Consider the following 24437-nt stretch of genomic DNA (forward strand, 5'->3'; position numbering starts at 1 on the left):
AGTTCTACGGAGCCCGGCGCGTGCGCGTACGAATGGCGGCGGACGGATGCTTTTTCTACATTGGACGGGTCCCGAAACACAGACCCCTCCGGAGATTCCAGCCATGCATTGCACCCCTCGCCTCGCCGCTCTCGGCCTCCTCGGCGCCCTGCTCGCCGCCCCGTTCGCCCAGGCCCAGACGGCCCCCGCCGCCATGCCCGCGGGCACCGCTCCCGCCGCCCCCGCGCCTCTGGTGCGCGTCGAACGCAACCTCTCGCTCGCCCTGGCCAGCCAGATCGCCGCCGAGAGCGTCGCGGCCTGCGCCGCCAACGGCTACGGCGTCTCGGCCACGGTGGTCGACCGCGCCGGCACGGTGCGCGCGGTGCAGCGCGCCGACGGCGCCGGCCCGCACACGCTGGCCTCGAGCGAGCGCAAGGCCTGGACCGCCGCGTCGTGGAAGAGCCCGACGCAGGCACTGATGGAAGGCGCGCAGAAGAACCCGGCCGCCGCCAACCTGGTGTACCTGCCCGGCGCCCTGCTGCTGGGCGGCGGCGTGCCGATCCGGGCCGCCGGCGAAGTCATCGGCGCCGTCGGCGTCGGCGGCGCGCCGGGCGGCCACCTCGACGAGCAGTGCGCCAACGCGGCGCTGGAGAAGGTCAAGGGGCTGCTGGGATGACGACGACGGCGCGCCTGCCCGTGCCGTCGCTGCCCGGACGGCCGCCGACGCCACGACCCGTGGCGACGCGAGGCTCGCGGCCGTGCCTCGCGGCGTCGCTGCTGCTGGCGGCCGTGCTGGCCGGCTTCGCCGCGCCCCGCGCGTCGGCCCAGGTGGCGCCCTCGGCCGCCGAGCTGCGCGCCTACGACGGCTGGCTGGGCGCCGCGGCGGCGGGCGACGTGCCGCGCCTGCAGGCGCTGATCGCGGCCGGCGCGCCCCTGGAAGCCCGCGACGCGCGCGGCCGCACCGCCTTCCACGTCGCCACCCACGCCGGCCGGCGCGAGGCGATCCGCGTGCTGGCCCGGGCCGGCGCCTCGCTCGACGCCCTGGAGGCCGACCGCTACGACGCCGTCACCATCGCCGCGGTGGCCGACGACGTGCCGACGCTGGCGCTGCTGCTGTCGCTGGGCGCGAAGCCCGGCCAGACCACCAGCCGCTGGGACGGCACCGCGCTGATCGCCGCCGCGCACCTCGGCCACGACGAGGTCGTGCGCCGGCTCATCGCCGCCGGCGCGCCGCTGGACCATGTCAACAACCTGCACTGGACCGCCGCCATCGAGGCCGTCGTGCTGGGCGACGGCGGCCCGCGCCACCAGCGCACGCTGGCCGCGCTGATCGCCGCCGGCGCGAACCTGTCGCTCGCCGACCGCCAGGGTCGCACGCCGCTGAAACTGGCGCGCGAGCACGGCCATGCGGCGATGGTCGCGATGCTGGAAGCGGCCGGAGCGCCCTGACCGCGCCGCGAACGCGCGTCAACCGCGTCTCGCGGCGGGCGGCATCAGAAGCGCGGCAGACCTCCGCCACCGCCCATGCCGCCCATCCCCTTCATCCCGCCCATCTTCTTCATCATCTTCATCAGCCCGCCGCCCTTCATCTTCTTCATCATGGTCTGCATCTGCTCGAACTCGTTGAGCAGGCGGTTGACCTCCTGGACCTGGACGCCGGCGCCGGCGGCGATGCGGCGCTTGCGGGTCGCCTTGAGCAGGTCGGGCTTGCGGCGCTCCAGCGGGGTCATGCTGTTGATGATCCCTTCCTTGCGGCGGATGTCGCGCTCGGCGCGGGTCATGTCGGCCTCGGTGGCCTTGGCGGCCATCTGCGCGGGCAGCTTGTCCATCAGGCTGGAGAGCCCGCCCATCTGCTTCATCTGCTGGAGCTGGCCGAGGAAGTCGTTGAGGTCGAAGCCCGCGCCGCTCTTGACCTTGGCCGCGAGCTTCTGCGCCGCGGCGACGTCGACGCCGGCGGTGACCTGCTCGACCAGCGCCACGATGTCGCCCATGCCCAGGATGCGCCCGGCGTGGCGCTCGGCGTCGAACACCTCCAGGCCGTCGATCTTCTCGCTGGTGCCGGCGAACTTGATCGGCACGCCGGTCACGTGGCGCACCGACAGCGCCGCGCCGCCGCGCGAGTCGCCGTCGGTCTTGGTCAGCACGATGCCCGTCAGCGGCAGCGCGTCGCTGAAGGCGCGCGCGGTGTTGACCGCGTCCTGACCCTGCATGGCGTCGACGACGAACAGGGTCTCCACGGGGCGCAGCGCCGCGTGCAGTTCCTTGATCTCGGTCATCAGCACCTCGTCGATGGCGAGACGGCCGGCGGTGTCGACGATCAGCACGTCGAAGAAGTGGCGCCGGGCGTGGTCGAGCGCGGCGCGGGCGATGTCCAGCGGCTTCTGGTCGGGCGTGCTGGGGAACCACTCGGCGCCGGCCTGCTTCGTCACGGTCTTGAGCTGCTCGATGGCGGCGGGCCGGTAGACGTCGCCCGAGACGGTCAGCACCTTCTTGCGGCGCTTGTCGATCAGGTGCCTGGCCAGCTTGGCGACCGTGGTGGTCTTGCCCGCGCCCTGCAGGCCGGCCATGAGGATGATCGCCGGCGGCTGCGCCACCAGGTTGATGTCGGAGACGCCCTCGCCCATCGTGGCGGCGAGTTCGCGGTTGACGATGCCCACCAGCGCCTGGCCGGGCTTGAGCGAGCTCAGCACCTCCTGGCCCAGGGCCTTGTCCTTCACGCGGGCGACGAAGTCGCGCACCACCGGCAGCGCCACGTCGGCCTCCAGCAGCGCCATGCGCACCTCGCGCAGCATGTCCTGCACGTTGGCCTCGGTGATGCGGGCCTGCCCGCTCACCTGCTTGACGAGACGGGAGAACTTGTCGGAAAGGGCGGTTGCCATGGGAGATGCCTGGTTGCCGGCGCCGCGCGGGCCGGAGGAGCGATGGGAAGGGAAGGGAAAAGGGGTCCGGTTCGCCGGCGGCGCCCATGGTGTGGCGGGAGCGGGGGCCGGGATCGAGCCATTAGACTCGACGGATGATTTTAGCGATCCCCTCCCCGCTCGGCGTGGCGCTGGGCATCGCCGCCGCCGCGGCCTACGCCGCCACCGCGGCGCTCTCGTCCCGGCTCGAACGTCCCGCCACGCAGGGCCTGCTCGGCCTGGCCTGGCTGCTGCACGCCCTGACGCTCGGCGGGAGCCTGGTGGGCGACGTGCCGCGCTTCGGCTTCGCGCCGGCGCTGTCGATCACGGCCTGGCTGGTGCTGACCGTCTACGCCGTCGAGAGCCGCCTCTACCCGCAATTGCGGGTGCGCCGCGTGCTGGCGGCCCTGGGCGCGCTGGCGGTGCTGCTGGCGCTGCTGTTCCCGGGGTCGCCGCTGCACGTCTCGGCCTCGCCCTGGCTGCCGCTGCACCTGGCGCTGGGCATCGCGTCGTACGGCCTGTTCGCCGCGGCGGTGGTGCATGCCTGGCTGATCTCGCGCGCCGAGAAGCAGATCCGCGGGGCCGCGCCCGAGTCCCAGGGCAGCGGCGTGCCGCTCCTCACGCTGGAGAAGCTCACCTTCCGCTTCGTCACCGCCGGCTTCGTGCTGCTGTCGGCCACGCTGCTGGCCGGCCTGTTCTTCAGCGAGACGCTCTACGGCGCCGCCGACCGCGCCGCCAAGTGGAACCACAAGACGCTGTTCTCGGTGCTGGCCTGGCTCACCTTCGCGATCCTGCTGACCGGGCGCGTGCGCTTCGGCTGGCGCGGACGCAAGGCGCGCCGCGTGCTCTACGCCGGCTCGGCGCTGCTGCTGCTGGCCTACGTCGGCTCGCGCTTCGTGCTCGAGGTGGTGCTGCGGCGCCCCCTGCCCTGAGAGGTTCGCCTTGAAATACTTCCTCGTCCTGGTGGTCGTGACGGTCGGCATCTGGCTCTGGCGCCAGGGCCGGCGCGACGCGATGCGCGAACGCGCGGCCGCCGCCGTGCCGCCCCGGCCGGCCCCTCCGCCCGCCGTGGCGCCGCCCCAGGCGATGGTGCGCTGCGCCCATTGCGGACTGCACCTGCCGGCGGTCGACGCCGTCGCCGGACGCGACGGCGCGTCGTACTGCAGCCCCGCCCACCGGCAGGTCGTCGAGCGCTGAAGGCCGGCGCGGCGATGGGCGCGACCGGCTGGTCGACGGGCGAGTCCCCCTCCACCGACTGGGCGGCGCTCGACGCGCACGGCAGCGAGAGTTCCGCCCTGCTGCGCCTGCGCCGGGGTTTCCTGCTGGCGCGCTGCTGCGTGGGCACGGTGGTGGTGCTGCTGCAGCTGGTCACCTTCGCGCTCGGCCAGCCGGGCCAGTGGATCGCCAGCGCCGTCGCCGTCGCCTACCTGGGCGTGGCATTGGCGGGCGTGCGCTGGGCGCCGGTGCAGCTGCCCATGCGGGCGCTGGGCCCGGCCTGGATCGTCACGATCGGCGTCGACCTGGCGACCTTCGCGACGCTGCACGTCCTGCAGGCCGGCAGCATCGACTACACGCCGCTGTTCGCGATGCCGGTGCTCATGGGCGCGGTGCTGGGCACGGTGTCGGTCGGCCTGGGCACCACGGCGGCCGTCAGCCTGCTGCTGCTGGCCGACGCCGGCTGGCGCTGGCTCGCGGCGCAGCCCTCGGACTCGCCCACGCGCTTCCTGCAGGCCGCGCTCACCAGCACCGGATTGTTCCTGGTCGTGCTGCTGGCCCACGAGCTCTCGCGCCGCCTGGCGCGCGAGGAGGCCCGCGCGCAGCGCAGCCGCAGCACGGCGCAGGTGCAGGCGCGGGTCAACGACCTCGTGATCGAGACGCTGAGCGAGGGCGTGCTGGTGATCGACGCCGAGGGGCGGGTGCACGCCGCCAACCCGGCGGCCGACGCCATCCTCGGCCAGGGCCTCGCGAGGCTGGCGCTGCCGTTCGCGCTCGGCGCCCATCCCGCCTGGGGGACCCTGGCCGAGGTCGCCGGACAGACCTTCGCGCGCCAGGCGCCGCAGACGCACGAGATCCCGGTGGCGCAGCCGCGCGGCGCGGCGCGCGAGGTGCGGGTGCGCACGCGCCTGACGCCCGTCAGCGACCTGTCGGGCAACAGCCTGTGCGTGATGTTCCTGCAGGACCTGCGCGAGCTCGAGGCGCGCATCCGCACCGAGAAGCTGGCCGCCATGGGACGCATGTCGGCCGCCGTCGCGCACGAGATCCGCAACCCGCTCGCGGCCATTACCCAGGCCGCCGCGCTGCTCGACGAGGACCTGAGCGACCCGGCGCAGCGCCGGCTGCTCGCTCTGGTGGCGCAGAACGCGCGGCGCCTCTCGCGCACCGTCGACGACGTGCTCGACGTCGCCCGCGTGCGCGAGCAGCGCGTTGCGCTGCCCGGGGAGCGCATCCCGCTGGACGCCACCGTGCACGCGCTGGCCGGCGAATGGATGCGCCAGGCGCAATGCGCCGGCGTGCGGCTGTCGCTCCAGGCGGCCGGGCGCCACGTGGCCTTCGACGCCGAGCACCTGCGCCGCATCCTGGTCAACCTGCTCGACAACGCGGCGCGCTATGCCAGCGACCGCGCGGGCTCGATCGAGGTCGCCACCCGCAGCGGCGCGCGCGGCGAGGCCAGCCTGCACGTGTGGAGCGACGGCGCGCCGCTGGAGCCGGCCGTGCAGCGCCACCTGTTCGAGCCCTTCTTCTCGTCGGAGAGCCGCTCCAGCGGCCTCGGACTGTTCCTGTGCCGCGAGCTGTGCGCGCGCCACGGCGCGACCATCGGCTACGAACGGCGCGCGCTCGCGGCCGACGGCCCCGAGGGCAACGAGTTCCTCGTCGGCTTCGCCGACGGCGCGCGATCCGCGCCGGGCGGCTGACACAATCGTGCCCGTGAGCATCCCCACCTCCCCGGCGTCGCGCGCCGCCCGCATCCTGGTCGTCGACGACGAGCCCGACCTGCGCATCCTGTACGAGCTCACGCTGCTGCGCGAGGGCCACCGGGTCGAGGCCGCCGGCAGCGTGGCCGAGGCGATGCGCCACCTGGCGGCCGGCCGCTTCGACGCCGTCATCACCGACATGCGCCTGCCCGACGGCCTGGGCATGGAGATCCTGCAGCACCTCCAGCGCGACCACCGCCCCGAACGCTGCATCGTCATGACCGCCTACGGCTCGGCCGAGAACGCGGTCGAGGCGCTCAAGGCCGGGGCCTTCGACTATCTGACCAAGCCGGTCGACCTGAAGCAGTACCGCACCGTCGTGGCCTCGGCCGTGCTGGCGCCGACGACGCCCCCGGCGGCGGCGCCGCCGGGCACCACCGCCATGGAAGCACCGCCGCCCGACCTGATGTCACCACCGCCCGCGCCGGTCGCCGCGCTCGCGCCCGCCGCCCACGCGGCGCTCGAACGGCTGGTGGGCGAATCCGAACCGATGCGCCTGGTCAAGTCGCGCATCGTGCGCGTCGCGCGCGGCATGGCGCCGGTGCTGGTGCGGGGCGAATCGGGCACCGGCAAGGAACTCGTGGCGCGCGCCGTGCACGCCTGCAGCCAGCGCTGCGACGGCCCCTTCGTCGCCGTCAACTGCGGCGCCATCCCCGAGAACCTGCTGGAGGCCGAGTTCTTCGGCGCCCGCAAGGGCTCCTACACCGGCGCCGTGCAGGACCGCGACGGCTACTTCCAGGCCGCGCGCGGCGGCACGCTGTTCCTCGACGAGATCGGCGACCTGCCGCTGGCGATGCAGTCCAAGCTGCTGCGCGCGATCCAGGAGCGCAGCGTGCGCGCCATCGGCTCGACGCAGGAGGAGGCCGTCGACGTGCGCATCGTGAGCGCCACGCACAAGGACCTGCAGGCCGACGTGCAGGCCGGGCGCTTCCGCCAGGACCTGTTCTACCGCCTCAACGTGATCGAGATCGCCATGCCGGCGCTGCGCGACCGGCGCGAGGACCTGCCGGCCCTGTGCGCCGCGCTGCTCGCGCGCATCGCCCACGACGCGCACATGCCGGTGCCGGTGCTCTCGCCCGGCGTGATCGAGCGACTGGCCGCGCATTCGCTGCACGGCAACGTGCGCGAGCTGGAGAACCTGCTGCACCGCGCCGTCGCGCTCAACGACGGCGACGAGCTGCACATCGATGTCGGGCCCGGCGGGGCCGTGCCGGTACCGGCGTCCGCGGCCCCGTCGTCGGCGCCGCAGGCCGTCCCGGTGGCCGGCGCGCCGGCGGCACCGCCGGAGGTGCCGGCCGACCTGCAGACCTACCTCGACCGGCAGGAACGCGAGATCCTGGTGCACGCCCTGCGCGAGAGCGGCTTCAACCGCACCGCCGCCGCCGCGCGCCTCGGGCTGAGCCTGCGCCAGATCCGCTACCGCATCGCCCGCCTGGGCATCGTCGCGCCCGGCGACGCCACGCCCGGACCGGGTGCCGGCGAGTGACCCGCGAACGCGACCCCTGGGACGCCGGCTGGTACCGCCCGGCCCGGCACCTGCCCTCGCCCAACGTCGGCCCGCGCCCGGCCGGCACGCTCGTCGACCTGATCGTCGTGCACTCGATCAGCCTGCCGCCGGGCCGCTACGGCGGCGACGAGGTGCAGCGCCTGTTCACCAACCGGCTCGACTGGGACGCCCACCCCTACTTCCAGCGGATCCGCGGCCTGGAGGTCTCGGCGCATTTCTACGTGCGGCGCACGGGCGAACTCTGGCAGTTCGCGAGCTGCGACGACCGGGCCTGGCACGCCGGCGCCTCGAGCTGGCGAGGACGCGCGAACTGCAACGACTTCTCGGTCGGCATCGAGCTCGAAGGGCTGGAGGGCGACACCTTCGAGGCCGCGCAGTACGCAATGCTCGCCGGCCTCTGCGCCGACCTGGCGCGACGCTATCCGGTGACCGGCATCGCGGGCCACGAGCACGTCGCGCCCGGCCGCAAGATCGATCCCGGGCCGGGATTCGACTGGCCGGGCCTGCGCGCGCGGCTGGACTGGAAGAACGAGCTCTTTCCTATTACAACGACTGTGGCCACGTCTGAAAAAGGTTTCGCACCCGGCACCGATCGTCCGGAAACATGAAATTTTTGTCACCGTCCGCCCGAACGACAAGCCGGACCTTGACACCCCGATGCACCCAGTCGCCATGCGCCCTGCGACGTGAAAACTGCCCGGAAGCCACGGCCGGCGCGGCTTCCGGGGCGACGATGCAGAAACGATGGGGCATGGCGTCACACGGTCGTCACCGGTCGGGGCATCGATCAGGCAGTGCCTGGGCGAAATCGATGCCAAAACACTACAGGTAGTGGTTAGTTGCTCTCGACACACCAGATATAGTGTCTTCTTGCCCGACGCATCCCGTCCGGCAGTCCTGGCCGGCGCCTTGCCGGCGCCGTTGCAGCCTCGCCCCGCGTCAGGCTGCCGCCCCTTCAGAATTTCTTTCAGAGGACCTCATGCAATCTGCCCTGAACACCCCCTCCACGTCCCGCGCCGGCGCGCCCAAGACCGTGGTCGCACCCGCGCGCGACACGGCCGGCGCCCCCTCCGCCGAGACCCTGTCGCACTACCAGATCATCCGCCGCAACGGCGCCGTGGTGCCCTTCGAGCCCAGCAAGATCGCCGTGGCGATGATGAAGGCCTTCCTGGCCGTGCACGGCACGCAGGGCGCGGCCTCGGCCAGCGTGCGCGAGACCGTCGACACGCTGACGCAGGCGGTCGTGCGCGGCCTGGTGCGCTCGCGCCCGGGCGGCGGCACCTTCCACATCGAGGACGTGCAGGACCAGGTCGAGCTGGGCCTGATGCGCGGCGGCCACCACGAGATCGCCCGTGCCTACGTGCTCTACCGCGAGCGCCGAACGCAGGAGCGCGCCCGCCAGGTCGCGCAGGAGACCCCGGCCGCGCCGGCCCTGCACGTGATGGACGGCGGCCAGCGCGTCGCGCTCGACATGAACGAGCTCAAGGGCCTGATCGAGTCGGCCTGCGAGAACCTCGGCGAGAGCATCACGGCCGCGCCCATCGTCGCCGAGACGATGCGCAACCTCTACGACGGCGTGCCGCTCGACGAGGTCTACAAGGCCTCGATCCTGGCGGCCCGCACGCTGATCGAGAAGGACCCCGACTACACCTTCGCCACCGCACGCCTGCTGCTGCACACGATCTTCAAGGAGATCGTCGGCCGCGAGGTGATGCCCGCTGAGCGCACGCAGGCCTACGTCGACTACTTCCCGCAGTTCATCAGGAAGGGCGTGGACAACGAACTGCTCGACGAGAAGCTGCTGCAGTTCGACCTGCCGCGCCTGGCCGCCGCGCTCAAGGCCGAGCGCGACCTGCAGTTCGACTACCTCGGCCTGCAGACGCTCTACGACCGCTACTTCCTGCACGTGCGCAAGACGCGCATCGAACTGCCGCAGGCCTTCTTCATGCGCGTGGCGATGGGCCTGTCGCTCGGCGAAGTGGACCGCGAGGCGCGCGCCATCGAGTTCTACGAGGTGCTGTCGTCGTTCGACTTCATGTCGAGCACGCCCACGCTGTTCAACGCCGGCACGCTGCGCTCGCAGCTGTCGTCGTGCTACCTGACCACCGTCCCCGACGACCTCGACGGCATCTACGAATCGATCAAGGAGAACGCGCTGCTGTCGAAGTTCGCCGGCGGCCTGGGCAACGACTGGACCCGCGTGCGCGCGCTGGGCAGCCACATCAAGGGCACCAACGGCGAATCGCAGGGCGTGGTGCCGTTCCTGAAGGTCGTCAACGACACGGCCGTGGCCGTCAACCAGGGCGGCAAGCGCAAGGGCGCGGTCTGCACCTACCTGGAGACCTGGCACCTCGACATCGAGGAGTTCCTGGAGCTGCGCAAGAACACCGGCGACGACCGCCGCCGCACGCACGACATGAACACCGCCAACTGGATTCCCGACCTCTTCATGCGCCGCGTGATGGAGAAGGGCCAGTGGACGCTGTTCTCGCCCAACGACGTGCCCGACCTGCACGACCTGTTCGGCAGCGCCTTCGAGACCGCCTACGTCGCCTACGAGGCCAAGGCCGCGCGTGGCGAGATCTCGCCCTCGCGCACCGTGCCGGCGAGCGACCTGTGGCGCAAGATGCTCACGATGCTGTTCGAGACCGGGCATCCCTGGATCACGTTCAAGGACGCCTGCAACGTGCGCTCGCCGCAGCAGCACGCGGGCGTCGTGCACTCGTCGAACCTGTGCACCGAGATCACCCTCAACACCAGCGACACCGAGACCGCCGTGTGCAACCTGGGCTCGGTCAACCTGCTGCAGCACCTGAAGGACGGCCAGGTCGACCAGGAGAAGCTCAAGAAGACGATCTCCACGGCGATGCGCATGCTCGACAACGTGATCGACATCAACTACTACGCCGTCAAGAAGGCGCGCGATTCCAACCTGCGCCACCGCCCGGTCGGCCTGGGCCTGATGGGCTTCCAGGATTCGCTCTACGCGCTGCGCATCCCCTACGCCTCGCAGGAAGCGGTGGAGTTCGCCGACCGCTCGATGGAAGCCATCTGCTACCACGCCTACTGGGCCTCGACCGAGCTGGCCAAGGAACGCGGCAAGTACTCCAGCTACAAGGGTTCGCTGTGGGACCAGGGCGTGCTGCCGATCGACACGCTCGACATGCTGGAGCAGGCCCGTGGCGGCTATGTCGAGGTCGACCGCTCGGCCACGCTCGATTGGGACGCGCTGCGCCGCAAGATCAAGGCCGACGGCATGCGCAACTCCAACTGCGTGGCCATCGCCCCGACCGCGACGATCTCCAACATCATCGGCGTCGACGCCTCGATCGAGCCGTGCTTCGGCAACCTGTCGGTCAAGTCGAACCTCTCGGGCGAGTTCACCGTCATCAATCACTACCTGGTGCGCGACCTCAAGCGCCTGGGCCTGTGGGACGACGTGATGGTCATGGACCTCAAGCACTTCGACGGTTCGCTGCGCCCCATCGACCGCGTGCCGCAGGACGTCAAGGCGCTCTACGGCACCGCGTTCGAGGTCGAGACGAAGTGGCTGGTCGAGGCCGCCGCGCGGCGCCAGAAGTGGATCGACCAGGCGCAGTCGCTCAACATCTACATGGCCGGCGCATCGGGCAAGAAGCTCGACGAGACCTACAAGCTCGCCTGGCTGCGCGGTCTGAAGACCACCTACTACCTCCGCACCCAGAGCGCCACGCACGCCGAGAAATCCACCGTGCAGTCGGGCCGGCTCAACGCCGTCGCGTCGGGCGGCGGCAACGCCTCGTCGCTGTCCTCGGGCGCCGCGGCACCGAGCGCGCTGGAAGCCGCCGCGGCGGCCGCGCAGGCCCAGCTCGCCGCCATGCCGGCCACCGACATCGCGTTCTGCGGCGTCGACGATCCGACCTGCGAAGCCTGCCAGTGACGTCGGCCTGAATCGAGGCGCGTTCGCGGCATCGCCTGACAAGATCGCGATGCCCGCGAACGGGTTTCGCACGAGATAATCAGGGCACGGTGCGAGTCAAACACTTTGCAACTCGCATCGTTGCTCACATAATTTGAGCACTGGATTTTTCTATGTTGACCTGGGACGAAGAAGTCAAGCCATCCTCATCGAAGGACATGCAACAGGGGTTGCATCATTCATCGCCCAACGGCGCGCCGGCCGCGCGTTCGTCGGCCCCGCCGACTTCGCCGATCACCCCTCCGGCAGGCCGCGCAGACAGCGTCGCCGCTCCCGTTTCCTCCCCCGCGTCTCCCCTCGCTTCCGCCCCGTCCGTGCCCGCCGTCGCGCGTCGCGTCAACGCGGCCGACAAGCGCATCATCAACGGCCAGACCGACGTCAACCAGCTGGTGCCCTTCAAGTACAAGTGGGCCTGGGAGAAGTACCTCGCCACCTGCGCCAACCACTGGATGCCGCAGGAAGTGAACATGACGCGCGACATCGCGTTGTGGAAGGACCCCAACGGCCTGACCGAGGACGAGCGCCGCATCGTCAAGCGCAACCTCGGCTTCTTCGTCACCGCCGACTCGCTGGCCGCCAACAACATCGTGCTGGGCACCTACCGCCACATCACGGCGCCCGAATGCCGCCAGTTCCTGCTGCGCCAGGCCTTCGAGGAAGCGATCCACACGCACGCCTACCAGTACATCGTCGAATCGCTGGGCCTCGACGAGAGCGAGATCTTCAACGCCTACAACGAGGTGCCGTCGATCCGCAACAAGGACGAGTTCCTGATCCCCTTCATCGAGGCGATCAGCGACCCGAACTTCAAGACCGGCACGCACGAGACCGACCAGACCCTGCTCAAGTCGCTCATCGTGTTCGCCTGCCTCATGGAAGGCCTGTTCTTCTATGTCGGCTTCACGCAGATCCTGGCGCTGGGCCGCCAGAACAAGATGACCGGCGCCGCCGAGCAGTACCAGTACATCCTGCGCGACGAGTCGATGCACTGCAACTTCGGCATCGACCTGATCAACCAGCTCAAGCTGGAGAACCCCCAGCTCTGGACCGCCGAATTCAAGGCCGAGATCAAGGATCTCTTCATGAAGGCCGTCGAGCTCGAATACCAGTACGCCGAGGACACCATGCCGCGTGGCGTGCTCGGCATGAACGCCTCGATGTTCAAGGGCTACCTGCGCTACATCGCCAACCGGCGCGCGCAGCAGATCGGCCTGGAGACGCTGTTCCCGAACGAGGAGAACCCGTTTCCCTGGATGAGCGAGATGATCGATCTGAAGAAGGAACGCAATTTCTTCGAGACCCGCGTCATCGAATACCAGTCGGGCGGCGCGCTCTCCTGGGATTGAATCTTTCGAAGAACCGACAAGTGCATTCAGTAATTGCCCCAGCGTCGAACAGCGCCACAGAGCGCGGCGATGACTGGGCGCGGATGTCCACGACGCCGGAGACCGATCTCCGGCGTCGTGCATCGCTTCGTTCACGACAGCGCGGACGGAGTGCGTTCAGAGGTTGATGTCTCAACTTGATCAAGGAGAAAAAAATGGCAACTGCAAAGAAGGCAACGGCTGCGAAGACCGACGCCAAGAAGACTCCGGAAAAGAAGACCCCGGAGAAGAAGACGGAAACGAAGAATTCGACGGCCACGGCCGCGAAGAAGGCCTCGGCCACGGCGTCGACGAAGGCCACACCGGCCAAGAAGGCACCGGCGACCAAGGTGGCCACCACCACGGCCCCGAAGGCCGCGGCCAAAAAGGCACCGGCGGCCAAGAAGGCGGCACCGGCGAAGAAGGCGGCTCCCGCCAAGACCGCCGCCGGCAAGACGGCGACCGCCGCCAAGAAGGCGACGTCGACGGTGGCCACCGCGGCGAAGAAGGCGACCGCGACGGCCGTCGGCACGGCGAAGAAGGTCGCATCGGCCGTGACGTCGACGGCCAAGAAGGCCGCGTCCACGACGGCCACCAAGACGGCGTCGACGGCGAAGAAGGCATCGACCGCCAAGCCGGCGACCGCATCGAAGACCGCGTCCACCAAGACGGCGTCCGCGACCAAGACGGCGACGTCGAAGACCCCGGCCAAGTCGACCGACAAGACCGCGACCACGGCCAAGGCAGGCGCGAAGACGACGGCCACCAAGACCGCCGCGAAGCCGGCTGCCAAAGCCGCCGAGAAGACGTCCACGGCAGCGAAGTCCGCGCCCAAGAAGGCCAAGGCCGCCGCCGCTCCGGCGTCGGCACCCGCAGCGCAGACGACGCTGAACCCGCAAGCCGCGTGGCCCTTTCCGACGGCCGGCAAGCCCTGACGATCGCGACGCCCTCCGGGCGTCGACGGCTGGCGGCCGCCACCGGCCGCCGCATCGAAGAAAAGCCCGTCGCTCCTTGCCAGGAGCGCCGGGCTTTTTGTCGTTCAGGCGTTCAGAGGCCCAGCGTCGTGCGATCGACCGCGTAGTTCTGCGGACCGCGCTGCGCGATCTTCAGGGCGCCCATCCGGTTGCCGAGTTCGGCGCAGCGCACCAGCGGCCAGTCCTTTTCCAGCCCGAACAGCAGCGCGGCGCGCCAGGCGTCGCCGCAGCCGGTGGGATCGACGATGGCGGTCGGCGCCACGGCCGGCACCTGGGTGCATTGGCCGTCGACCCAGACCTCGCACCCCAGGGCGCCCAGCGTGACGATCAGACCGCGCACGCGGCGCGAGATCTCGGAGCTGCTCAGACCCGTGCGGTCGCACAGCATCTTGCCCTCGTAGTCGTTGACGGTGACCCAGTCGGCCTGGTCGACGAAGCGTGCAAGTTCGTCGCCGCTGAACATCGGCAGGCCCTGACCCGGATCGAAGACGAAGGGAATGCCGGCGGCCTTGAACTGCTCGGCGTGCTGCAGCATGGCCTCGCGCCCGTCGGGCGAGACGATGCCCAGGCGGATGTCCTCGCGCGCCTCGACGCGCGTGAGGTGCGCCTGCTGCATCGCGCCGGGATGGAAGGCGGTGATCTGGTTGTTGTCGCGATCGGTGGTGATGAAGCACTGGGCCGTGTAGGTGTCGTCGAGCGAACGCACGAACTCGGTGCCGATCCCCAGTTCACGCAACCGCGCGACATAGTCGGCGCCGTCGCTGCCGACGGTGGCCATCGGCAGCGCGTGCCCGCCCAGGGCGTTGAGCCCGTAGGCGATGTTGCCGGCGCAGCCGCCGTAGTCGCGCCGCAGGGACGGCACCAGGAACGAGACGTTCAGGATGTGCAGCTGGCCGGGCAGGATCTGGTCGGCGAACCGGCCGTCGAAATTCATGATGGTGTCGAACGCGAGGGAACCGCAAATCACTGCTGCCATGGATGAGCCTGTGGAGATGGAAGGTGGAAAGGTCGTCGGCGCAGCGCTGGCACCGCCGGATCGGAGAACGGGATTCGGAGCTCAGGGATAGAAGGCGACCATGGCGTAGCCCGCGACGCGCGGCAGCGGCTCGGGACCGGTCCCGGTCGTCTCGTCCAGCACGAAGGACACGGCGCCCGCACGTTCGGCCAGCGCCGGCAGCGTCGCCTCGGTGGCGCCGAACTCCGCCGGCATCAGGACGCGCCGCACCACCGGTCGCTGCTGCGCGTCGAGCAGCGACAGCTCGATCGCCGGCATCGCGAGCGGCACGTCGGCCTGGTTGCGCAGGGCGAAGGCCATCCGGTAGCGGTCGCTGTCCTGCACATGGGTGAAGGTCGCGCCTTCGATGGCGATGGCGCCCGGCCGGCGCAGCGCAGCGATCGTGCAGCCCGCGAATCCGCACAGCCGAGCGAGCGCCGGACGCAGCGCCGGATGGCGGGCGGCGACGGCATCGCGCTGGCGATACAGGACCTGCGCCAGCAAGGCGAGCAGCAGCACGATCGCCAACAAGAGCATTGCCAGTCGCCATGACCGGCGACCCGCGCCGCGCGGTTTGCGCACGCCGGCGCCATCGTCGTTCACCGGCTCGCTGGCGGCGTGGATCACGCCGGACGGCGCGACCGATTCGGCGCGTGCCGACGGCCGGACGCCGGACGGTCCGGACGCGGGTCCGGCCGATCCGGAGGGCGGCACCGTCCACAACGGGGCGGGCGTTGTCGCCGGCGCTTCCGACGGCATCGGTGGTTCCACGGTCATCGGTTCCGATGGCGGCGTCGTGGACACGTCGCTCCCTGGCGCCTCGGTGGCGACCGGAGAAGGCACCGGTGCCGGCGCGGCGACGTCCGGCCCCAGCCCGAGCGACGGCAGCTCGCGCCAGGGATCGAAGGCCGGCGTCGGAGGCGCGGAAGGCGACAGGGAGTCGGTCGGGGTCGACAATCCGGACGACGCAGCGTCCGCCTCCCCGCCATCGTCGGACGGCTCGAGTGCGTCGTCGGACTGGGATCGCGAGGTCGACGGCGGCGGCAGGTCGACGCTGAAGCTCGCGAGCGCCGCACCGAAGGCATCGGCGGCGTTCGGGGTGGACGACGCCTGCGCGGGAAACGGGTTCGACGCCTCTCCCGGTGGCGACATCGCGTTCGTCGATGCCGAGGTCGCGTCGTCCGCAAGCTCGGGACGCTGCTGCGCCGCCGCGTCGAAGACCGTGCTGCAGCGACCGCAGCGTGCCCAGCCGTCGGCCAGCGCGAGTTGTTCCGGCTCGATCCGGAAGGTCGTGCCGCAGGCGGGGCAGCGGGTGGCGAGGCTCATGGCACGTGGGTTCTCGGAGATCGCCGGAAGCCGGCGTCCGCGTCGGCGGGCGGGGTCAGAAACGCGCCGTCATCAGGATCCAGCCTTCTTCGCTGTCGCTGACTTCGAGCGCGGCATGGGGCGCGTAGGCGCTCTTGAGTTCGTCGGCCTGCCGCTCGAGGATGCCCGCGAGCACCAGCGCGCCGCCCGGCTTCACATGGGCGCACAGCAACGGTGCCAGCACCTTCAGGGGCGTGGCCAGGATGTTGGCCAGCACGACGTCGTAGGCGCCCCGGGCGGCATCGGGCAGACCGGCCTTCAGCGCGACGCCGTTGGCCTCGGCGTTGAGCCGCGTGGCCTCCACCGCCGCTGGGTCGATGTCGACGGCGTCGAGATCGACGGCGCCGAACTTCGCCGCGCCGATGGCCAGGATGCCGCTGCCGCAGCCGTAGTCGAGCACGCGGCCGGCCAGACCGTCCGCGCGCGTCGCGATCCAGCGCAGGCACATGCGCGTGGTGGGATGGGTGCCGGTGCCGAAGGCGAGGCCGGGGTCCAGGCGGATGACCTGGCGGGCCTGCGCGGGCGGCTCGTGCCAGGTCGGCACGATCCAGAATTCGGGCGTGATCTCGACCGGCGCGAACTGCGACTGCGTCAGGCGCACCCAGTCCTGCTCGGGCACGTGGGCCACGCCCAGGACCCGGCAGCCGTCGAAGAAGTCCTGCGCGGCCAGCACGTCGGCGGCCTCGCGCGCGGCGGCCTCGTCGGCGAACAGCGCGATCACGCGCGAGCGCTGCCAGCCGTCCTTGGGCGGCGGCATGCCGGGCTCGCCGAAGAGGGCCTGCTCGGCATCGGTCTGGGCATCGGCGTCCTCGACCGACACGCTCAGCGCGTCGAGGGCGTCGAGCGCATCACTCACGTCCTCGACACGGTCCTCGGGCGCGAGGAGGCGCAGTTCGAACATGGCGTTCAACGGGCCCGCGCCGCGAGCCACTCCTCGAGGTAGTGGATGTTGGTGCCGCCGGCCATGAACTTGGCGTCCACCATCAGCTCGCGATGCAGCGGGATGTTGGTCTGGATGCCTTCGACCACGGTCTCGTTGAGCGCCGTGCGCATGCGCGCGAGGGCCTGCTCGCGCGTGTCGCCGTGGACGATGATCTTGCCGATCATCGAGTCGTAGTTCGGCGGCACGAAGTAGTTCGTGTAGACGTGCGAGTCGACCCGCACGCCCGGCCCGCCCGGCGCGTGCCACATCGTGATGCGGCCCGGCGATGGCGTGAACTTGTAGGCGTCCTCGGCGTTGATGCGGCACTCGATGGAGTGACCGCGCATCTCGATCTGGCGCTGCGTGAACGGCAGCTTCTCGCCGGCGGCGACCATGATCTGCGTCTTCACGATGTCGATGCCGGTGGTGAACTCGGTCACCGGGTGCTCGACCTGCACGCGCGTGTTCATCTCGATGAAGTAGAACTCGCCGTTCTCGTAGAGGAACTCGAAGGTGCCGGCGCCGCGGTAGCCGATGCGCTTGCAGGCGGCGGCGCAGCGCTCGCCGATCTTCTCGATCAGCTTGCGCGGGATGCCGGGCGCGGGCGACTCCTCGATCACCTTCTGGTGGCGGCGCTGCATCGAGCAGTCGCGTTCGCCCAGGTAGACGGCGTTCTTGTGCTTGTCGGCGAGGATCTGGATCTCGACGTGGCGCGGGTTCTGGAGGAACTTCTCCATGTACACGGCCGGATTGTTGAAGGCCGCGCCGGCCTCCGCCTTGGTCATCTGGATGGCGTTGACCAGGGCCGCTTCGGTGTGCACCACGCGCATGCCGCGTCCGCCGCCACCGCCCGCGGCCTTGATGATGACCGGGTAGCCGATGGCGCGCGCGATGCGCTTGTTGGTCGCCGCGTCGTCGGACAGTTCGCCTTCCGAGCCCGGCACGCAGGGCACGCCGGCCTTGATCATCGCCTGCTTGGCCGAGACCTTGTCGCCCATCGTGCGGATGTTCTCGGGCGTCGGCCCGATGAACTGGAAGCCGCTCTGCTCGACGCGCTCGGCGAAGTTGGCGTTCTCGCTCAGGAAACCGTAGCCCGGGTGGATCGCCTCGGCATCGGTCACTTCGGCCGCCGAGATGATGGCGGGCATGTTGAGGTAGCTGTGCACCGAGGGGGCTGGGCCGATGCACACGGCCTCCTGCGCCAGCTTGACGTACTTGGCTTCGCGATCGGCTTCCGAATAGACCATCACGGCCTTGATGCCGAGTTCGCTGCAGGCCCGCTGGATTCTCAGTGCGATCTCGCCGCGATTGGCGACCAGGATCTTCTTGAACATGGTCACTCGATGACGAAGAGCGGTTGGCCGTATTCGACGGCCTGGCCGTTGTCGCCCATGATCTGCGTGATGGTGCCGGACTTGTCGGCCTCGATCTCGTTGAGGATCTTCATCGCCTCGATGATGCAGACGGTGTCGCCCTCCTTCACCTGGCTGCCGATCTCCACGAACGCCGCGGCGCCCGGGCTCGACGAGCGGTAGAAGGTGCCCACCATCGGCGACTTGACCACGTGGCCCGTGGCCGCGGGCGTCACGGCGGCGGCCGGCTCGGCGGCGACGGCCGGGCCGGCGATCGGCGCGGCGGCGGCAGCGGGTGCCGCCATGGTCTGCACGTACTGCACCGGCGCCGCGACGCCGCCCTTGACGATGCGGACCTTGCCCTCGGTCTCGGTGATCTCCAGTTCGGAAATATTCGATTCAGACACCAGGTCGATCAGTGTCTTGAGCTTGCGCAGATCCATGGGACTCCATTGCCGGTTGTCCGGCCCTTCGGAAATTAAGTTGCCTGGAGAAAGGTGCGAACGACGCGGTTCGACTTCTTACGTCGACCTACGTCGGCCTACTCCGGCGTTCGGGCGTCAACTGCCGTCGACGGGGGCCGGATTCTAACCGTGAACTCCTGCACGCCACGCATCCAGATCGGCGCGATCGAGCCTGCCCATCTTACGCGCCGACGTCCGGCCGTCGGCTCCGAGCACCAGCGTGAACGGCAGGCCGCCGGCCGTGTTGCCCAGGCGCCGGACGAGGTCGGTGCCGGCGAGTCCGGCGACGCCGACCGGAAAGCTCACGGGCGTGGTCGCGAGGAACTTGCGCACGGCTTCGGGTCGGTCGATCGCCAGGCCTACCACCTGCCAACCGGACGCCGCGTGCTGGCGGAAGAAAGCGTCGATGAGCGGCAGTTCCTCGATGCACGGCGGGCACCACGTGGCCCAGAAATTGACCAGCAACGGCTTGCCGCGCAAGGCAGCGAGGTCGAGTTCGCCGCCTTCGGGGCGTTCGTAGCGCGTCGACCAGAACGCCGGGTCGAGGGCCTCGCCCGCGCCTTCGGACACCGTCCGCTGCCGCCACAGCGCCGTACCCGCGCCCAGGCCGGCGGCCGCCACGGCGACACCGCCGGCGGCGAGCCATCGGCGGCGCGAACCGCCGTCGCCAATCACCGGACGGCCGGTCGCCGTCATGCGACGCCGTCCTGCTCGACGAGCTTCCGCAGCGCGGCGATGTCGCCGCGCGGCGTGCGGCCCTGGGCATCGGGCTTGAGCGCCCCGCGCAGGTCGTCGAAGTCGTAGACCAGCAGGTGCACGCCGATCTCCTCGCCCAGCGCGCGGCTGGGCGCATGCACGCTGAGCGCCTCGACCTTCTCGCCGTGGAAGCCCGTCACCATGCGTGGTTCGTAGTCGACGTGGTGGTCGATGAGCGCGATCTCGGCGGACTTGGAGTCGTCGCAGAACAGCTGGATGTAGACGTCCGACAGCCGCGTCGCGGTGCCGTGCCAGACGGCGCCGCCGACGTGGGGCCGGAAGACCCGCAGGCGCTCCATCCATTCCAGCGCCAGCAGGCGCAGCGCCCGCAGTTCGCGCGGCTGGGTGTCGGCGCAGAACAGCTGGATGTAGTCGCGCACCTCGGCCTCGACCTCGTCGTTGTGGGGCAGCGCGGTGCGCGCGTTCAGTCCCATCTCGCGCAGCGCGCGACGCTTGGCGGGGCCGTATTCCAGCCCCTCCTCGACCACGAGCCGGGCCGCGACGGCGGCGATTTCGCGCTTGGGCGTGTCCATCCGGCCATTCTGCCCTGCGCGGCGCTTCGCGCAGGGATTACCCCAGGGCGCGTCCCTAGAATCGACCGATGCACATTCACATCCTCGGCATCTGCGGCACCTTCATGGGCGGCCTCGCCGCCCTGGCGCGCGAGGCCGGCCACCGCGTGACCGGCTGCGACGCCGGCGTCTATCCGCCGATGAGCGACCAGCTGCGCGCGCTCGGCATCGAACTGATCGAGGGCTTCGGCGCCGACCAGCTGGCCCTGCGCCCCGACGTCTTCGTCGTCGGCAACGTCGTCTCCCGCGCCCGGCTGGCCGACGGCACGCCCAAGTTTCCGCTCATGGAAGCCATCCTCGACGCCGGCGCCGCCTACACCAGCGGCCCGCAATGGCTGGCCGAGCACGTGCTGCAGGGCCGCCACGTGCTGGCCGTGGCCGGCACCCACGGCAAGACCACCACCACGTCGATGCTGGCCTGGATCCTGGAGCGCACCGGCCGGGCGCCGGGCTTCCTGGTCGGCGGCGTGCCGCTGGACTTCGGCGTCTCCGCGCGCCTGGGCGGCTCGCCCTGCTTCGTCATCGAGGCCGACGAGTACGACACCGCCTTCTTCGACAAGCGCAGCAAGTTCGTCCACTACCGCCCGCGCACCGCCATCCTGAACAACCTGGAGTTCGACCACGCCGACATCTTCGACGACCTCGCGGCGATCGAGCGCCAGTTCCACCACCTCGTGCGCACCGTGCCGTCGAGCGGCCGGGTGGTCGTCAACGGCACCGAGGACAGCCTGCGTCGCGTGCTGTCGCAGGGCTGCTGGAGCAAGGTGGTGCGCTTCGGCGGCGAGGACGACGGCGGCGACGCGGACGGCCCCCGGTGGCAGGCCAGAGGCGCGCACGACGACTTCGACGTCGTGCGAGCGGGCGAGACGCTCGGCCACGTCGCCTGGTCGCTGTCGGGCGAGCACAACCGCATGAACGCGCTGGCCGCGATCGCCGCGGCCGAGCACGTCGGCGTGGCGCCGGCCGAGGCCGCCGCGGCGCTCGGCGGCTTCCGCAACGTGCGCCGGCGCATGGAGCTGCGCGGCACGGTCGCGCGTGGGACGGGGGAGATCACGGTGTACGACGACTTCGCGCACCACCCGAGCGCCATCCGCACCACGCTCGACGGCCTGCGCCGCAAGCTCGACGACGCGGGCCGGCGTGCCGACCGCATCCTGGCGGTGTTCGAGCCGCGCAGCAACACCATGAAGCTCGGCGCCATGGCGGCGCAACTGCCCTGGAGCCTGGCGGCAGCCGACCTGGCGTTCTGCCACGCCGCCGGGCTCGACTGGAACGCGGCCGCCGCGCTGGCGCCGCTGGGCGCGCGCGCCCGGGTGGACGTGACCCTCGCGCCGCTCGTCGAGGGGGTCGTGGCCGCCGCGCGACCGGGCGACCACATCGTCTGCATGAGCAACGGCGGCTTCGGCGGCGTGCACGACCGGCTGCTGGCGACGCTCCGGGCACCGGCCTGACGCCGCGCGGTTTCAGCCGCGACGCGACTTCACCGCCTGCGACAGCACGTCCAGCGCGCTCACCGAATCGTCCCAGCCCAGGCAGGCGTCGGTGATGCTCTTGCCGTATTCGAGACCACCGATCGAGTCGCGGCCCGGCGTGAACTTCTGCGCACCGGCGTTCAGGTGGCTCTCCAGCATCACGCCGAAGACGTTGCGGCTGCCGCTGGCGATCTGCGCGGCGACGTCGGCCGCCACCTCCAGCTGCTTCTGGTGCTGCTTGGAGCTGTTGGCGTGGCTGCAGTCGACCATCAGGCGGCACGGCAGCTTGGCGGCTTCGAGGTCGGCGCAGGCCGCGCCGACGCTCTGGGCGTCGTAGTTGGGCGCCTTGCCGCCGCGCAGGATGACGTGGCAATCGGGATTGCCGTTGGTCTGCACGATGGCGACCTGGCCGTTCTTGTGCACCGACAGGAAGTGGTGACCGCGCGCCGCCGCCTGGATGGCGTCGGTGGCGATGCGGATGTTGCCGTCGGTGCCGTTCTTGAAGCCGATCGGCGCCGAGATGCCCGAGGCCAGCTCGCGGTGCACCTGGCTCTCGGTGGTGCGCGCGCCGATCGCGCCCCAGGAGATCAGGTCGCCGATGTACTGCGGCGAGATCACGTCGAGGAACTCGCTGCCCGCGGGCAGGCCCATGCGGTTGATGTCGATGAGCAGCTGGCGCGCCATGCGCAGGCCCTCGTCGATGCGGTAGCTCTCGTCGAGGTACGGGTCGTTGATGAGGCCCTTCCAGCCGACGGTGGTGCGCGGCTTCTCGAAGTACACGCGCATCACGATCTCCAGCGAGTCGGCGTACTTCTCGCGTTCGGCCTTCAGGCGCCGGGCGTAGTCGAGCGCGGCGGCCGGGTCGTGGATCGAGCACGGTCCCATGATCACCAGCAGCCGGTCGTCGGTGCCGGCCATGATGTCGTGGATGCGGCGGCGCGTCCCGGTGATCAGCGTCTCGGCCGGCGTGCCCCGGATCGGGAAGAAGCGGATGAGGTGTTCGGGAGGCGGGAGCACGTTGATGTCCTTGATGCGTTCGTCGTCGGTCTGGCTGGTTTTCTCGACGTGCGCATACCAGCTGTCGCTGGTCGGGGCGGAAGGATGGGTCATCGCGGGGCTCCTGGAAGGTGGGAATCGAAAGGACATGAAAAAACCGCCGGGGCGTGAGCGCCGGCGGTTTTCAGAGGGGGTGTGCGTCGTGTCGTTACGCGCTCGTCTCTGGGCCGCCGGGGGTCCGGAACCAGAAGTACGAAAAGAAGAAAGCGGCGCGCAGCGACATGGAAAGGCAATGTAGCACAGGGTTTTGCCGACGGGACGTCTCGGAAACCCTGTCGGAGCCGTCTCAGGCGGTGCCGCCGACGGTCAGGCCGTCGATGCGCAGAGTCGGCTGGCCGACGCCCACGGGCACGCTCTGGCCTTCCTTGCCGCAGGTGCCCACGCCCGGATCGAGCGCCATGTCGTTGCCGATGAGCGTCACGCGCGTCAGGGCGTCCGGGCCGTTGCCGACGATGGTCGCGCCCTTGACCGGATAGAGGATCTTGCCGTTCTCGACCCAGTACGCCTCGCTCGCCGAGAAGACGAACTTGCCACTGGTGATGTCGACTTGGCCGCCGCCGAAGTTGGTGGCGTAGAGGCCGCGCTCGATGCTGGCGACGATCTCCTGCGGGTCCTTGTCGCCGCCGAGCATGTAGGTGTTGGTCATGCGCGGCATCGGCACGTGGGCGTAGCTCTCGCGGCGGCCGTTGCCGGTGGGCTTAACGCCGCTCAGGCGCGCGTTGAGCGAGTCCTGGATGTAGCCCTTGAGGATGCCGTCCTCGATCAGCACGTTGCGCTGGCTGGCGTTGCCTTCGTCGTCGACGTTGAGCGAGCCGCGGCGGTCGGCGATGGTGCCGTCGTCGAGCACCGTGACGCCCTTGGCCGCGACGCGCTCGCCGATGCGGCCGGAGAACGCGCTCGAGCCCTTGCGGTTGAAGTCGCCCTCCAGGCCGTGGCCGATGGCCTCGTGCAGCAGGATGCCGGGCCAGCCCGGGCCGAGCACGACGGTCATCTCGCCGGCCGGCGCCGGCCGCGCCTCGAGGTTGGTCAGTGCCGCCTTGACGGCCTGGTCGACGTAGTCGGCGATGTGTTCGTCGTCGAAATAGGCCAGGCCGAAGCGCCCGCCGCCGCCGCCCGAGCCGATCTCGCGCCGGACCTTGCCGGCGATGGTCTGCTCGGCGATCACCGTCACCGACAGGCGCACCAGCGGACGCACGTCGGCGGCCAGGGTGCCGTCGGCGCGCGCGACCAGCACGACGTCGTACTCGCTCGCCAGGCCGGCCATGACCTGGGCGATGCGCGGGTCGCGGCTGCGGGCGAGCTGCTCGACCTTCTCCAGCAATTGCACCTTGGACGTGCTGTCGAGCGTGGCGATGGGATCGAGGCCGTCGTAGAGCGAGCGGCTCGAGGCGATCTTGCGGCCGGGGACCTTCGCACGGCCGCCGCGCGCGGTCGCGGCGATGGAGCGCACGGTGCGCGCCGCGTCCAGGAGCGAGGCCTCGGAGATGTCGTCGGAGTAGGCGAAGGCGGTCTTCTCGCCGCTGACGGCGCGCACGCCCACGCCCTGGTCGATGCTGAAGCTGCCGGTCTTGACGATGCCCTCCTCCAGGCTCCAGCCCTCGCTGCGCGTGTACTGGAAGTAGAGGTCGGCGTCGTCGATCTGGTGGGCCTTGATCTCGGCCAGCGCCCGGCCGAGGTGCGACTCGTCGAGGCCGAAGGGCGTGAGCAGGAGCTGTTGCGCCGTGGCGAGGCGCTCGATGGTGGGTTCGCGGGAGATCATTCTGGATTATTGCTCCCCCCAGGCTGCGGCGCACTGCGTGTCGCCTTCGCCCACCCCCTACCGGGGGCAATGGC

General features: G+C 70.5%; 21 protein-coding genes. 10 read left to right on the forward strand and 11 right to left on the reverse strand.

The features are described from left to right. Window positions 1-103 precede the first annotated feature (103 nt). Window positions 104-655, forward strand: coding sequence for a GlcG/HbpS family heme-binding protein (locus ABID77_RS09325; RefSeq protein ID WP_429594183.1), 552 nt, complete (start codon window positions 104-106; stop codon window positions 653-655). Continuing rightward, window positions 652-1428 (forward strand): ankyrin repeat domain-containing protein, encoded by a 777-nt coding sequence (locus tag ABID77_RS09330; protein ID WP_429594186.1) that lies wholly within the window; start codon window positions 652-654, stop codon window positions 1426-1428. Before ABID77_RS09325 ends, ABID77_RS09330 begins: the two co-directional genes overlap by 4 nt. Before the next feature lie 44 nt (window positions 1429-1472). On the opposite strand, the gene ffh is transcribed toward ABID77_RS09330, so the two are convergent. Continuing rightward, complete coding sequence (gene ffh / locus ABID77_RS09335; protein ID WP_429594189.1) at window positions 1473-2858, reverse strand: signal recognition particle protein; 1386 nt, start codon at window positions 2856-2858, stop codon at window positions 1473-1475. Between the two features lie 134 nt (window positions 2859-2992). Here ffh and ABID77_RS09340 point away from each other — a divergent pair, with 134 nt between their 5' ends. The 7 genes from ABID77_RS09340 to ABID77_RS09370 all read left to right on the forward strand — a co-directional run bounded on the left by ABID77_RS09340 (window position 2993) and on the right by ABID77_RS09370 (window position 12659). Continuing rightward, window positions 2993-3808, forward strand: a complete 816-nt coding sequence (locus ABID77_RS09340; protein WP_429594192.1) for a cytochrome C assembly family protein — start codon at window positions 2993-2995, stop codon at window positions 3806-3808. Window positions 3809-3818: 10 nt separating this feature from the next. Continuing rightward, entirely contained in the window at window positions 3819-4073 is a 255-nt protein-coding gene (locus tag ABID77_RS09345; RefSeq protein WP_429594196.1) for a PP0621 family protein, read from the forward strand. Window positions 4074-4087: 14 nt separating this feature from the next. After that, window positions 4088-5788: a two-component system sensor histidine kinase NtrB gene (locus tag ABID77_RS09350; RefSeq protein WP_429594199.1), complete on the forward strand. Its 1701-nt coding sequence runs from the start codon at window positions 4088-4090 to the stop codon at window positions 5786-5788. A 13-nt stretch (window positions 5789-5801) separates the two neighbouring features. Next, window positions 5802-7334 (forward strand): sigma-54-dependent transcriptional regulator, encoded by a 1533-nt coding sequence (locus ABID77_RS09355; protein WP_429594202.1) that lies wholly within the window; start codon window positions 5802-5804, stop codon window positions 7332-7334. Then, window positions 7331-7963 (forward strand): 1,6-anhydro-N-acetylmuramyl-L-alanine amidase AmpD, encoded by a 633-nt coding sequence (ampD, locus tag ABID77_RS09360; RefSeq protein WP_429594205.1) that lies wholly within the window; start codon window positions 7331-7333, stop codon window positions 7961-7963. The genes ABID77_RS09355 and ampD overlap by 4 nt, the downstream gene beginning before the upstream one ends. 371 nt (window positions 7964-8334) lie before the next feature. Then, the gene (locus ABID77_RS09365) at window positions 8335-11274 is read left to right on the forward strand and encodes a ribonucleoside-diphosphate reductase subunit alpha (RefSeq protein WP_429594208.1); all 2940 of its coding nucleotides are present in this window, start codon (window positions 8335-8337) and stop codon (window positions 11272-11274) included. A gap of 152 nt (window positions 11275-11426) precedes the next feature. Next, complete coding sequence (locus tag ABID77_RS09370) at window positions 11427-12659, forward strand: ribonucleotide-diphosphate reductase subunit beta (protein ID WP_429594210.1); 1233 nt, start codon at window positions 11427-11429, stop codon at window positions 12657-12659. Here the strand turns inward: ABID77_RS09370 and ABID77_RS09375 are convergent. From ABID77_RS09375 to ABID77_RS09410, 8 genes are all read right to left on the reverse strand, one after another. Then, on the reverse strand, window positions 12619-13605 hold the full coding sequence (locus ABID77_RS09375) for a hypothetical protein (protein ID WP_429594213.1): 987 nt from the start codon (window positions 13603-13605) through the stop codon (window positions 12619-12621). The two genes, ABID77_RS09370 and ABID77_RS09375, sit on opposite strands and share 41 nt — an antisense overlap. Window positions 13606-13724: 119 nt before the next feature. Beyond that, a complete protein-coding gene (locus tag ABID77_RS09380) occupies window positions 13725-14627 on the reverse strand; it encodes a carbohydrate kinase family protein (protein ID WP_429594216.1) in 903 nt (300 codons plus the stop codon). An 81-nt stretch (window positions 14628-14708) separates the two neighbouring features. After that, window positions 14709-15971 carry a DUF3426 domain-containing protein gene (locus tag ABID77_RS09385; RefSeq protein WP_429594219.1) on the reverse strand — a complete coding sequence of 421 codons (1263 nt, stop codon included), beginning with the start codon at window positions 15969-15971 and terminating at the stop codon, window positions 14709-14711. A gap of 55 nt (window positions 15972-16026) precedes the next feature. Next, the gene (prmA, locus tag ABID77_RS09390) at window positions 16027-16911 is read right to left on the reverse strand and encodes a 50S ribosomal protein L11 methyltransferase (RefSeq protein ID WP_429594222.1); all 885 of its coding nucleotides are present in this window, start codon (window positions 16909-16911) and stop codon (window positions 16027-16029) included. Window positions 16912-16916: 5 nt separating this feature from the next. Further along, window positions 16917-18266, reverse strand: coding sequence for an acetyl-CoA carboxylase biotin carboxylase subunit (accC, locus tag ABID77_RS09395; RefSeq protein WP_429594225.1), 1350 nt, complete (start codon window positions 18264-18266; stop codon window positions 16917-16919). Window positions 18267-18268: 2 nt separating this feature from the next. Continuing rightward, window positions 18269-18727, reverse strand: a complete 459-nt coding sequence (accB, locus tag ABID77_RS09400) for an acetyl-CoA carboxylase biotin carboxyl carrier protein (protein WP_429594227.1) — start codon at window positions 18725-18727, stop codon at window positions 18269-18271. 144 nt (window positions 18728-18871) lie between these two features. Further along, on the reverse strand, window positions 18872-19444 hold the full coding sequence (locus tag ABID77_RS09405; RefSeq protein ID WP_429594230.1) for a TlpA family protein disulfide reductase: 573 nt from the start codon (window positions 19442-19444) through the stop codon (window positions 18872-18874). Continuing rightward, window positions 19441-20037, reverse strand: coding sequence for a hypothetical protein (locus ABID77_RS09410; RefSeq protein ID WP_429594233.1), 597 nt, complete (start codon window positions 20035-20037; stop codon window positions 19441-19443). The genes ABID77_RS09405 and ABID77_RS09410 overlap by 4 nt, the downstream gene beginning before the upstream one ends. A gap of 68 nt (window positions 20038-20105) precedes the next feature. Here ABID77_RS09410 and mpl point away from each other — a divergent pair, with 68 nt between their 5' ends. Further along, window positions 20106-21527 carry a UDP-N-acetylmuramate:L-alanyl-gamma-D-glutamyl-meso-diaminopimelate ligase gene (mpl, locus tag ABID77_RS09415; RefSeq protein WP_429594235.1) on the forward strand — a complete coding sequence of 474 codons (1422 nt, stop codon included), beginning with the start codon at window positions 20106-20108 and terminating at the stop codon, window positions 21525-21527. A gap of 12 nt (window positions 21528-21539) precedes the next feature. Here mpl and ABID77_RS09420 read toward each other — a convergent pair whose 3' ends face one another. After that, a complete protein-coding gene (locus ABID77_RS09420) occupies window positions 21540-22658 on the reverse strand; it encodes a 3-deoxy-7-phosphoheptulonate synthase (RefSeq protein ID WP_429594238.1) in 1119 nt (372 codons plus the stop codon). A gap of 232 nt (window positions 22659-22890) precedes the next feature. Beyond that, complete coding sequence (gene tldD, locus ABID77_RS09425; protein WP_429594241.1) at window positions 22891-24363, reverse strand: metalloprotease TldD; 1473 nt, start codon at window positions 24361-24363, stop codon at window positions 22891-22893. Window positions 24364-24437: the final 74 nt, after the last annotated feature.

Origin of the sequence: Variovorax sp. PvP013, assembly GCF_050435945.1 — a bacterium.
In the GTDB taxonomy this organism is placed as follows: domain Bacteria; phylum Pseudomonadota; class Gammaproteobacteria; order Burkholderiales; family Burkholderiaceae_C; genus Variovorax.